A 12,270-nucleotide genomic window follows, 5' to 3' on the forward strand; every position below is an offset into this window, starting at 1 on the left:
GGGGGTCACAAGGTTCAATGGCAGTCCCAAAGGTTTCGCAGGCATTTCTCAGGATTGTCTTCAAGCGACAGGGCGGCGCGGTTGCCAAACTCAAGCGAACAAAACAGGAGTTTCCAATGATGCCACCCTTCGACATCGCTCTGCTGCGCCATACCGCTGTTCGGCACGGTCGCAGAACACCCCAGCCCCGAAGCGAACCAAAAACAGGAGCAGCAATGTCGGGCTGGTTGTTAAGGATGCTATCCCGCCCGACGGGGTGGCGTCAACGGGCCTAACTGGCCCGCTTCATCCCCATGACACGCGCCCGTGCCCGCGGATCGCTGTCGAACAGCGCCGCCAGTTGCTCGGTCATCGCGCCGGCCAGTTGCTCGACATCGGTGATTGTCACGGCGCGGTCGTAATACCGGGTCACGTCATGGCCGATACCGATGGCCAGCAGTTCAACCATCTTGCGCTTTTCGACCATCGCGATCACGTCGCGCAGGTGCTTTTCAAGATAGTTCGCGGGGTTCACGCTGAGTGTTGAATCATCGACCGGGGCCCCATCCGAGATTACCATCAGGATCTTGCGGGCCTCGCGCCGGGCCAGCATCCGGCGATGCGCCCATTCCAGCGCCTCCCCATCGATGTTCTCCTTCAGCAGGCCCTCTTTCATCATCAGGCCCAGATTTGGTCGCGCACGCCGCCACGGAGCATCGGCGCCTTTATAGATGATGTGGCGCAGGTCGTTCAGACGTCCGGGCTGCTGAGGACGGCCATCGTTCAGCCATGCCTCGCGCGCCTGACCGCCTTTCCACGCGCGGGTGGTAAAGCCCAGAATCTCGACCTTCACATTGCAGCGTTCCAACGTACGCGCCAGAACATCCGCGCAGATCGCCGCGATCGAGATCGGACGACCCCGCATTGAACCCGAATTATCCAGCAGCAGCGTCACAACGGTGTCGCGGAATTCGGTGTCTTTTTCGACCTTAAAGCTCAGCGGCGTGGTGGGGTTCGCCACGACACGCGCCAGACGTCCGGCATCCAGAATGCCTTCCTCGCGGTCGAACTCCCAGCTGCGGTTCTGCTGCGCCTGCAGGCGACGCTGCAGCTTGTTGGCCAGACGGCTCACTGCACCTTTCAAGGGCTCTAATTGCTGATCCAGATAGGCCCGCAGGCGTTCCAGTTCGGCTGGCTCCGCCAGATCCTCGGCTGCGATCTCTTCGTCGTAGGCGTTCAGATAAACCTTGTAATCGGGATCGGCCTCGGACGCGGGCGGTGGGGCAGGGGGCTCCAGCGGAGCCTCGCCCTCGGGCATCTCAGCCTCGTCGCCCATCTCATCCTCGGCCATCTCGTCCATCGAGACTTGCGCCTGAGACTGGTCCTGTTGTTCCTCCTGCGTTTGCTCAGGGGTTGCATCGGCGTCCTGTTCGTCCTGATCATCCTGACCGGTGCTGTCCGGATCGGGCTGTTCGTCGGCGTCGTCCTCGGCCTGATCTTCCTGTTCGTCGTCCAGTTCGTCCGGGTCGTCGCCCAACTGGTCGCCATAGCCCAGATCCTTGATCATTTGCCGGGCGAACTTGGCAAACTCGGCCTGATCCGAGAGGATTTCATCAAGGTTTTCCAGCGTTCCGCCAGCCTGTTCCTCGATAAATCCACGCCACAGGTTCATAACATTCTCAGCGGCCGGAGGCATATCACGCCCGGTGGCCAGATGCCGGATCAGATAGCCCGCCGCCACCGCCAGAGGTGCGTCCGCAGGCTGCTTGCACTGGTCATATCCTCGCCGGATCGCCTCATGCCCGATTTTGACGTCAATGTTCGAGGCGGTGCCGGGCATATCCCGCGCGCCCATTGCCTCACAACGGGCCGTTTCCATCGCCTCATAAAGATCCCGCGCCATATCACCCGGAGGCGCATAGCGAGCATGTGTCGCGTCGTCGTGGTACTTGCGCTGCAAGGCCAAAGCATCTGCCGTACCGCGCGCCAACAACACTTCTTCACGTGTCATGCGGCGAGAGACCTGCGGCAACCGCATCGACTCGCCCGACAGGCCAGATGGATCAACGGTATAGCTCACCGACAGATCAGGATCGTCGGCCATGACCTTGGTGGCCTCGGCCAGAGCCTTCTTAAACGGATCAGCAGGGTTGTCGTTTGGTTTGCTCATTTCTTGTTCTGATCCCCAAACATGCAGTTCATATTCGCCAGTTTAACAAGACCTAAGGTGCTATTTCTACAGACTTGACCAAGAGGCGGACGAAGATTTAGCCACGGTTCGTTATCGATTATCACGATGCTGTCGGCATATACCGCCATCGGAGCAAAGAACTTTACAGAGCCGTTTCTGTCCCGATCAGGCTCACGATACGTAATTGCACCATGGATATTGCAGACCGCAAACACGTCTGCCTCTATTGCAGTCATCAACTCAACGCGACTGTGATATCCAGCCGCACAAGGAAAATTCACTTCAGCCGATGCTGAATTTGCCCCAGTCAACTGGAGCGTGAGAAGTGCGAGGCGAGCGCCGCAGCGCATCACCCCAAGCTCGCGCTCGCCGCGCTTTCCGGCAGTTCCTCGTCAAAGCAGCGCTGATAGAACTCGGCAACCGTCTGGCGCTCAAGCTCGTCGCATTTGTTCAGGAAGGACAGGCGGAAAGCATAGCCGATGTTGCGGAAGATTTCTGCGTTTTGGGCCCAGTTGATCACGGTCCGGGGGCTCATGACGGTCGAGAGATCGCCGTTCATGAAGGCGGTCCGGGTCAGGTCGGCGACGGTGACCATCTGGCTGACGGTCTTGCGGCCCTCGGCGGTGTTGTAATGCGGCGCTTTCGACAGCACGATCATCGTTTCCGCGTCGTGGCTGAGGTAGTTCAGCGTCGAGACCAGCGACCAGCGGTCCATCTGCGCCTGGTTGATCTGCTGTGTACCGTGATAGAGGCCGGTGGTGTCGCCCAGACCGACGGTGTTTGCGGTCGCAAACAGACGGAAGTTGGGGTTCGGCGTGATGATTTCATTCTGGTCCAGCAAGGTCAGCTTGCCGTCATGCTCCAGCACGCGCTGAATTACGAACATCACGTCCGCACGGCCCGCGTCATATTCGTCGAATACGATTGCAACCGGGTTGCGCAGAGCCCAGGGCAGGATGCCTTCGTGGAATTCGGTGACCTGCTTGCCGTCGCGCAGCTTGATCGCGTCTTTACCGATCAGGTCGATCCGGCTGATATGGCTGTCGAGGTTCACACGAACGGCGGGCCAGTTCAGGCGCGCTGCAACCTGTTCGATATGGGTCGATTTCCCGGTGCCGTGATAGCCCTGAATCATCACCCGGCGGTTATGGGTAAAGCCCGCAAGAATCGCCAGCGTGGTTTCCGGATCAAACTTGTAGGTCGGATCGATCACCGGCACACGGTCGCTGCGTTCGGCAAAGCCTTTGACTGCCATATCGCTGTCAATGCCAAACACCTCGCGAACCGAAATGTCCTCGGTGGGTTTTGCGTTGATGTCGATCGATCCGTCAGCCATGCGCCTTGTCCTTATCCTTTGGCCCGTTCACCGGGTTTGAACCCGTGTGTGGTGCAACATATTGCGGGCAAGGGCAAGGGAAAGAGGCGACCGGATCACGCTAGCCGGATGTTTCTTTGAAACTGGCCTTATGATGGTGCGGGTTCTAGTGAAAATCCCTGCTTGGGAACAGCCGCTTGGCCTGTTCGCGCGGATGGCGGGCGCTCGGGCCGTTCTGCCGGGGGCGCGGGGTGTCATCCGCTTGGGGTTGGGTGATCCCGATGGCCTCGTCCAGCGGATGCCCAAGCTCGGACAGTTTGTGCGACATATCGGTGATCTCTTGCGCGATCAGATGCACGACGATCCCCTCGCGCTGCAGATACCCGCGAACCTGCAGCAACCGCCCGCCCATCACGATGCGGCGAAACCGTTCATAGACCTTGGGCCAGACGACCACATTGCTGACCCCGGTTTCATCTTCAAGCGTCAGAAAGATTACGCCCGAGGCCGTGCCCGGACGCTGGCGGGTAATGACAAGGCCGCAAACGCTGTGACGGCCAAGCGGGATGTCCTGAAGCGCCGCATGGGGCACGAGGCCGGGGATGGACGGGCGCAACAGCTCCATCGGGTGTGAGCGCAGGGTCAGACGGGTCGAGACGTAGTCTTCGACAACCTCCTCGCCCAGATGCATCACCGGCAGGTTGACCTGCGGCTCATTGATGCTCTCGCCATCGATGGGGTCATTGAACAGCGGCAGGGCGGTTCGGCTGCGGATGGCTTTGACATGCCACAGGGCGTCGCGCCGGGTCAGGTCCATGCCGGAAAACGCATCCGCCTCGGCCAGACGGGTCAGAACGTCCGGTCGCAACCCGGCCCGCAGCCACAGCGTTTCGGGGTCCGGATAGCCATTGCCGCGCGCGGCCACGATCCAATCCGCATCCTCCTGCTTGAACCCTTTGATCTGGCGAAAGCCCAGCCGCAGGGCCAGCGCCCCATCGGCGCGGCGTTCCAGCAGATTGTCCCAGGTCGAGGCATTGACGCAGACCGGGCGGATCTCGACCCCATGCTCGCGCGCGTCGCGCACGATTTGGGCAGGCGCGTAAAACCCCATGGGCTGCGAGTTCAGTAGCGCGCAGGAGAAGATCGCCGGGTGATGGCATTTCATCCAGGCCGAGACATAGGCCAGCATGGCAAAAGCCGCTGCGTGGCTTTCGGGAAAGCCGTAATCGGCAAAGCCTTCGATCTGGCCAAAGCAGCGGTCGGCGACCTCGGGCGTATAGCCATTGTTCAGCATCCCCGCGATGAACTTGTCGCGATAGGTGCCAATCGTCCCCATGCGCCGGAACGAGGCCAGCGAGCGGCGCAGGTGGTCAGCCTCTTCCGCCGAAAACCCAGCGCCTACCACGGCGATTTGCAGGGCCTGTTCCTGAAACAGCGGCACGCCCAGCGTGCGCCGTGTCACCTCTTCCAAAGCAGGGCCGAAGGGTTCGGATTTTTCCAACCCGTTGCGCCGCCGGATATAGGGCTGCACCATATCGCCCTGAATGGGGCCGGGGCGGACGATGGCAACCTCGATCACCAGATCATAGAATTCACGCGGCCTCATCCGGGGCAGGAAATTCATCTGTGCCCGGCTTTCGACCTGAAACACGCCCACCGCATCGGCGGCGCACAGCATGTCATAGGTCGCCGTGTCCTCTTGCGGGACGGTGGCGATGCTGAGGGTTTCGCCATTCTGCTGCTGCATCAGGTCAAACGCCTTGCGGATGCAACTGAGCATCCCCAGCCCCAATATATCGACCTTCAGAATGCCAAGCGCGTCGATATCGTCCTTGTCCCACTCGATCACGGTGCGGTCTTCCATCGCGGCGTTTTCGATCGGGCAGAGCTCATCCAGCCGCTGCTTGGTGATGACGAACCCGCCCACATGCTGCGACAGGTGGCGCGGAAAGCCGATGATCTCGCCAATCAGGCGAACCGTCTGCATCAGACGTCGGTCCTTGGGGTCGAGGCCCAGTTCGCGCATCCGCTCAAGATCGACCCCGCCATTGGTCATCCCCCAGATCTGGTTGGACAGCCCGGCGGTGACGTCCTGAGACAACCCCATCACCTTGCCCACCTCACGGATCGCCGCGCGGGATCGGAAATGGATGACCGTGGCGCACAGACCCGCGCGATGGCGGCCGTATTTTTTATAAATCCACTGGATCACCTCTTCGCGCCGCTCGTGTTCGAAATCCACGTCGATATCCGGCGGCTCGCCCCGGTGTTTCGAGACAAAACGCTCGAACACCATGGCGATCATGTCGGGGCTGACATCGGTGATGCCCAGCAGATAGCACAGGATCGAATTGGCAGCTGATCCGCGCCCCTGGCACAGAATGCCCTGCGAGCGGGCGAATTGCACAATGTCATGCACGGTCAGGAAATAGGCCGGGAAGTCCAGATCGGCGACGAGCGCCAGTTCCTTTTTCATCAGGCTGATCGCCTTCTCAGACGGGCCATCGGGATAGCGCCGTTTCAGCCCCTCACGCGCCAATCGTTCCAGCCGTGCCTGCGGGGTCTCGTTGCTGGCGATCTCGTCGGGATATTCGTAAGATAACTCGCTCAGATTAAAGCTGCAGCGGTCGGCGATTTCCAGTGTGCGGCGCAGCGCGCCGGGGTGGTCCTGAAACAGCCGGGCCATATCGGCATGGCCTTTCAGTCGCCGCTCGGCATTGGGCAGGGCGTTTGTGCCGATCTCATCAATCGTGATGTGTTCGCGCATACAGGTCAGCACATCGGCCAGTTGACGGCGGTTGCCACGGTGCATCACCACATCGCCCACAGCTACCATGGGGGCCGAGGCCTTTTGCGAAGCCTGCGCACAGGCCGCAAGATAGGCCCGGTCGCTACCGTCATAGCGCGGTGCGGCGCCCAGAAAGACCGCGTTGGGAAATTGCCGCCTGATCCTTTGGATATCCGGGATGGCCTGCTGCAACCCGGCCTGAGGCAGCGCGATCAGGATCATGCCCTGGCAGGCCCTCAACATGTCCTTCGTATCCAGATGGCATTCGCCTTTTTCCGCCCGTCGCTTGCCCAGCGTCAGCAGGCGGGTCAGCCGCTGATACGCGGCGCGGTCGCGGGGCAGAGCCAGCCAGTCCACGGAACTGTCGCGCAGCACCAGACGGCAGCCAACGATTAACTGCGGCAGCCGGATCGCATCGGGTTTGGCAATCGGTTGCGGATGACCGACTTCCTGCCGCGAACAGGAATCGACCCGGTGCTGAGACCGTATCTGCACCTCTTTCTCGGCCTCGCGCCGCAGCTCTTTCAACGCGGTCCATGCGCGCACCACCCCGGCCAGAGAGTTCCGGTCGGTGATCGCGATAGCCCTCAGGCCCAGCTCTGCCGCGCGGGTCACCAGCTCTTCGGGGTGCGAGGCCCCGGTCAGGAAGGTGAAATTGGTGGTCACGCACAGCTCGGCATAGCCGGGGCCTTCTGTCTGAGGCCCCAGCAGGTCCCGGCGAAAGGCTTCAACGGGGCGATGAGTGCGGTTCACCTCGATCATGCGAATTCCCCATGCACGAACCATCCGGGGTTTTGCGGGGTGTGAAACAGCCACAATCGCCGCCCCTGCCGGGTTTCAACCTGCCAGTAATCGCGCAGGCCCGTGCGCCAGTTCTCATCTTCCAGCCACCATTCGGGGCAGATGCGTTCGGGGCCGGTTGAGCGGCCTGTGGTCAGCGACATGCGCCGCCAGCGAAAGCGGCGCGGCGGGTGTGGGCCTGATCCGGCGATGGGTTCTGGCGGAAACAGCTGCAGGGGGCGAAGGCGCAAGGCGACCCAACCGCCTGTAGGGTCGGAATAGGCGGCGGGCGAGATGATAAAGCTGCGCTCGGGGATATGGCTTTGCGCGGGCAGCAAGCGGTGGACCTGTTCCAGCCCGATCCGGGTGCCGATGCGGGTGATCAGGTCATCCAGTTGATCTTTGCCCCGGTTTGCGGCGCGGCTGATCTGGCGCACGGGCAGGGGTTCCACCAGCGTGGCCTCCAGCCGCAGCTGATCGACGCCAAAGCCTGCATCCACCTCGGCCAGCCCGCGTTCGAACAGGGGCAGGATGCGATACGGGTCACGCAAAGGGCGGGCCAGCCGCAGCTCGACCTGCTGGTGGTCCTGATCTACACGGCGTAAGGTCATGCACAGCTTGCGTGCGCCCATTTCCTGCGCTTTCAGCTTGTCGCAGAGCCGTTCCAGCAGCCGTTCCGCCCCGGCCATCATGTCGGATAGCAGGCCAATGGGCTCGGGCAGAGTCATGCGCACGCCGTAATGGGGCGGATCGGCCAACGGCGTGATCTGTTCGGGCTGGTCCCCCAGCGCTTGATCCAGTCGCATCAGCACCTCGGGGCCAAAGCGGCGTGTCAGCGGTGCGCGTGGGGTTTGCGCCAGCTCGCCAATCCGGCGCAGGCCCAGCCGTTGCAGCGCGACCGAGGTATCCTCATCCAGCCGCAGCGCTGCCACCGGCAGGGCGCGGATGGCCTTCAGGGTATCCTGGGTCGCGACCCCCTCGCCATAATGTGCCAAAGCCCAGGCCGCCCCGCGCGTCGGTGCCAGACCGATCTGCACCGCCAGCCCGGCCCGGGCCAGACGCCTGCGCATATCGGTCAGCATCATCTCTTCCCCGCCAGCCAGATGAGCCGATCCGGTGATGTCCAGAACCAGCCCATCCTCACCCTCCAGCCCGACCCAGGGGCAATAGCGCGTGGCCCAGCGGCGCAGGGCGTGCAGGAACCGCTGATCCCCCTGCGGATCGGCGGGATGGCTTTGTAGATCGGGGCAAAAGGCGCGGGCATCGGAATAGGGCATACCGCTGTGCAGGCCCTGCCGCTGGGCCTGCACATTCAGGCAATACACCCGGTTTGCGTTGTTCTGTTTCAGCGTCAGAACAAACGGCCCATCGACCGGGCGCAGCCGCAAGGCCCGGTCGCTTGCCAGCCGGGGAAACCAGAGTGAAACGATGCGGCGCTGTATCCCGCCGAACATATAAAACCCCCAAATGTTCTACATTTGTTCTTATATGTTCTTGACCCTCAAAGAGTCGAGTCCTTGAGGGCCGGATCGTCAGGGTTTCAGAGCCCGGGCGCTTACTTCAACGCCCGCGCCAGAAAGGCCTGCGTGGTCTGGTGCGAGGGGTGGTCGAACACCGCTTCGGGCGGGCCTTCTTCAATGATCCGTCCGCTGTCGAGGAAACAGATCTTGTCGGCGGCCTCGCGGGCAAAGCCCATTTCATGCGTGGCCATCACCATCGTCATGCCCTGTTTCTTCAGCATCAGCAGAACATCCAGCACCTCGCCCACCAGTTGGGGATCGAGGGCCGAGGTGATTTCATCAAACAGCATGACCTCGGGCTGCATGGCCAAGGCGCGCACGATGGCGACGCGCTGCTGCTGCCCGCCCGACAATTGGTCGGGATAGTTGTGCATCCGGTCGGCCAGCCCGAACCGGGCAAACAGCGCCTCGACCTCGGGCTGCAATTCGGTGCGCGTCAGTCCGCGCACCCGGCGGGGGGCGAGCATGACATTCTCAAGCGCGGTCATATGCGGAAACAGGTTGAAGCTCTGGAACACGATCCCGATGCGGGCGCGCACCGATTGCGGATTCAGGCCGGGGATCGAGATATCCTCGCCGTCCAAAAAGATCGCGCCATCTTCGATGGGTTCCAGCAGGTTGATGCAACGCAGCAGGGTGGATTTGCCTGAGCCCGAAGCGCCGATCAGGCAGACCATCTGACCCTCATCAACAGTCAGATTGATCCCGTCACAGACCGTGCGGTCGCCAAAGCGTTTCACTACGCCCTGAAGTTCCAGTTTGGGCATCAGCGCCTCTCTCGCATTTGGCGGGCCATCAGGTGATCGGCGTAGCGTGTGGCGGGGATGGTGACGATCAGGAAGATGATTGCCGCGCCCACATAGGGCGTGAAATTTGCCAACAGCGATTTGAACACCCCCGCCTGACGGAAGATTTCAACCGGACCGATGAAGCTGAGCAGCGAGACGTCCTTTTGCAGCGCGATCAGCATGTTCATCTGCGACGGCACCACGTTGCGGATGGCCTGCGGCAACACCACATCGCGCATCACCTGCCGTTCCGACAGTCCCAGCGACAAGGCGGCGGCGCGTTGGCTGTGGTGGACGCTGTCGATGCCTGAGCGGAAGATTTCGGCCACATAGGCCGAATAGGTCAAGATCAGCGCCAGCGAGCCCCAGATATAGGGTGAGTTCCAAGGGCGGGGCAGGCCCAGCCCTGGAATGCCGAAGCCGATCAGATAGACCGTCAAGATCACTGGTACGCCGCGGAAAATGTCGGTGAACGCTGCGCCAAAGATGCGCAGCGGAAACAGGGCAGGTGATTTGGCATCCCGCGCCAATGCGATCAGCAGGCCAAGCACCGCGATGGCGGGGGCAGACCACAAAAAGATCATCACGTTGATCCGAAACGCCTCAAGCAGTTTTGGGAAGGTTTTGACCAGTGTGTCGCCGTTAAAAAAGCTTTGCTGAACCTTCGACCAGCCCGGCGTCAGCGGCACCAGAAAGTAGAGCGCGGCCACAACGGTGACCGAACTGACCGAAGCGATCACCAACGACCTACGCCGTTGGTGCGCCTCATAGCGTTCGCGGCGGGTCATCCCTGACGCCTTGTGATCTGTCATGTTACTTGATCAGAGGAACACCGGTGGCGTCCTGCAGCCATTTGGCTTCGATCTCGGCCAGTTTGCCGTTCTCGGCCAACGTGGCTAGCGCCTCGTCCACGCAGGTTTTCAGCGGATTTCCTTCTTCCATCAGCATCCCGAAATGATCGGGGTTGTCGCCTTCATCTGCCGGGAACTGGCCGATGACCTTTGAGCCTTCGATCATCACCGCGCTCAGGAACAGGGCGGTGGGCAGGTCGAACAGGGCCGCGTCGATCTGGTTGGCCGTCATGGCCGCATTGACGTCCGCATTGTCGCCGTAAATCAGCGGATCATTGTCCGGCTGGATCGTGCTGGCCAGTTTGGGCACAGCTGTGGTCGATCCCATGACACCCCATGCCAGGCCTTTCAGCGCATCAATCGTCGGAGCGGTATCCGCCGCATTCGCACTGACCAGAACCGCCATCGGGGCAGTGTAATAAGGCGTCGAAAAATCAACCACCTGATCCCGCTCAGGCGTGATCGAGTATTGTTGAATGTTGACGTCGAATTCCTTGGCGCCGGGCTGGATGGCCTCATCGAACGAGGACCGGACCCATACCACATCGTCGGCCCCAAACCCCATCTCCTCGGCGACGGCATAGGCCACGGCGGCCTCGAACCCTTCGCCGCTTTCGGGCGCATCATCGACCACCCAAGGATAGTAGGCCGGATTGCCGGTTGCGATGGTGAACTTGCCATCTGTCAGCGTCTTGCCAGCAGCGCACTGCTCCTGCGCAAAGGCCGCTGTTGAGAGTAACAGAAACGAAGCTGCCGCGATCGAGAACGCCCTGGGCATCTGGTAGGAACCTCCTGTTGGATCATTTGCCGCTACGGTAGTTCTGCCGGTCAAGCCTGTCCAGCGGATGCTGGATTGTCGAGCGTCGGGTAGTTTCGACTTTCACGCCGTTCAACGAGCGAAAGCCCGACTGGATCGATCACCCCTCGGCTGGCGGCACGGCCCGCTGATAGAGATGCCATGTGGTATGCCCAAGGATCGGCAGGGTGAAGATCAGGCCAAGAAATGCCGGAACCAGCGACAACAGCATGGTGATCGAGATGATCGCCGCCCAGCCAAGCATGACCACAGGGCTCTCCGTGACGACGCGAATAGAGGTCAACATGGCGGAAACGAAATTGGTTTCCCGGTCGAGCAACATGGGCATGGCAATGACGGTCACCGAGAACAGGACAGCCGACAGAAATGCGCCTACGCAAGTGCCAACCGCAAGGAAGGTCCAACCCTGCGGAGTGAAGAATACGGTGTCCACAAAGCCGTCAAAATCCGAGAAAGACGCGTTCTGCAGGATAATCGCCAACCAAAGCCGAATCTGGTAAACCCAAACCCAGAAAACGAACAGGGTGACAAAGGCCATCCAGCCCATCTCGCGCTTGCGCTGATTTGCCATTACGACGAGGATTTCAGACCAGCCGAAAGGTTCGCGCTTCTGCAAACGGCGGGACATTTCATAAAGCCCGGCGGCGGCGAAAGGTGCGACTAGCGGAAAGCCTACGACGGCAGGAATGATCATCCAGATCTTGCCCAGCCAGACCAGACACCAAACCAGCAGGATTCCGAAAACCGCATAGAACAGGCCGAAGAAGCCGCTCAGTATGGGGCGGGCAAGAAAGTCGGAAAACCCGGCCTTCAGCGATGCGGTGATGTCCGCTGCGGTCACCTTGCGAATCTCGGGTATCTGCTGTTGCTGCGGCGTCAGATCGTCCGGTGGCGTGGACCCTGCGGTCTTTGATGCCATGACACGCTCCTCCCAAAGCATGGCACCGCGCTGGTCCATTTGCCAACGGACCGAGCGGTGAAAAAGACACGCCTCCGCACAGGAGTTTGCAGCAGGTGGAAGATGAGAACAAGGGGGCGTGTGGCGGCCAGCTCCGCAGGGACGGTTTTTGGTAAGGTTTGTCTGATGAAGGGGGCAGAAGTGCGTTTGGAGCATTGCTCGCAGGATGCGGAAAATTGCCCTTGATGAGTTGAAGGTGATCGAAGTCCCCGACGAGCCTGAGCGTTCCTCATGGGCGGTAGAATTTGCGAGAGCAGCAAGTCGGGCGGCACTGCGGTTGAAT

General features: G+C 61.1%; 8 protein-coding genes. All 8 read right to left on the reverse strand.

Annotation, left to right across the window (positions count from 1 at the left end; genetic code table 11):
- Positions 1-271 precede the first annotated feature (271 nt).
- Positions 272-2,149: a cobaltochelatase subunit CobT gene (gene cobT / locus RA27_RS16440; RefSeq protein ID WP_039541502.1), complete on the reverse strand. Its 1,878-nt coding sequence runs from the start codon at positions 2,147-2,149 to the stop codon at positions 272-274.
- Positions 2,150-2,519: 370 nt separating this feature from the next.
- Positions 2,520-3,506, reverse strand: coding sequence for a cobaltochelatase subunit CobS (gene cobS, locus RA27_RS16450; protein ID WP_010437533.1), 987 nt, complete (start codon positions 3,504-3,506; stop codon positions 2,520-2,522).
- Between the two features lie 145 nt (positions 3,507-3,651).
- Positions 3,652-7,035 carry an error-prone DNA polymerase gene (locus tag RA27_RS16455; protein WP_039541507.1) on the reverse strand — a complete coding sequence of 1,128 codons (3,384 nt, stop codon included), beginning with the start codon at positions 7,033-7,035 and terminating at the stop codon, positions 3,652-3,654.
- Positions 7,032-8,507 carry a DNA polymerase Y family protein gene (locus RA27_RS16460; protein WP_193746536.1) on the reverse strand — a complete coding sequence of 492 codons (1,476 nt, stop codon included), beginning with the start codon at positions 8,505-8,507 and terminating at the stop codon, positions 7,032-7,034. The genes RA27_RS16455 and RA27_RS16460 overlap by 4 nt, the downstream gene beginning before the upstream one ends.
- A gap of 101 nt (positions 8,508-8,608) precedes the next feature.
- Positions 8,609-9,340 (reverse strand): amino acid ABC transporter ATP-binding protein, encoded by a 732-nt coding sequence (locus RA27_RS16465; protein WP_039541509.1) that lies wholly within the window; start codon positions 9,338-9,340, stop codon positions 8,609-8,611.
- Positions 9,340-10,173 carry an amino acid ABC transporter permease gene (locus RA27_RS16470; protein WP_039541511.1) on the reverse strand — a complete coding sequence of 278 codons (834 nt, stop codon included), beginning with the start codon at positions 10,171-10,173 and terminating at the stop codon, positions 9,340-9,342. Before RA27_RS16470 ends, RA27_RS16465 begins: the two co-directional genes overlap by 1 nt.
- Before the next feature lies 1 nt (position 10,174).
- Positions 10,175-10,990, reverse strand: a complete 816-nt coding sequence (locus RA27_RS16475) for an ABC transporter substrate-binding protein (RefSeq protein ID WP_039541513.1) — start codon at positions 10,988-10,990, stop codon at positions 10,175-10,177.
- Between the two features lie 139 nt (positions 10,991-11,129).
- The gene (locus tag RA27_RS16480; protein ID WP_039541822.1) at positions 11,130-11,948 is read right to left on the reverse strand and encodes a DUF2189 domain-containing protein; all 819 of its coding nucleotides are present in this window, start codon (positions 11,946-11,948) and stop codon (positions 11,130-11,132) included.
- Between the last annotated feature and the right edge of the window lie 322 nt (positions 11,949-12,270).

Origin of the sequence: Ruegeria sp. ANG-R, from assembly GCF_000813985.1 — a bacterium.
Lineage (GTDB): Bacteria > Pseudomonadota > Alphaproteobacteria > Rhodobacterales > Rhodobacteraceae > Ruegeria.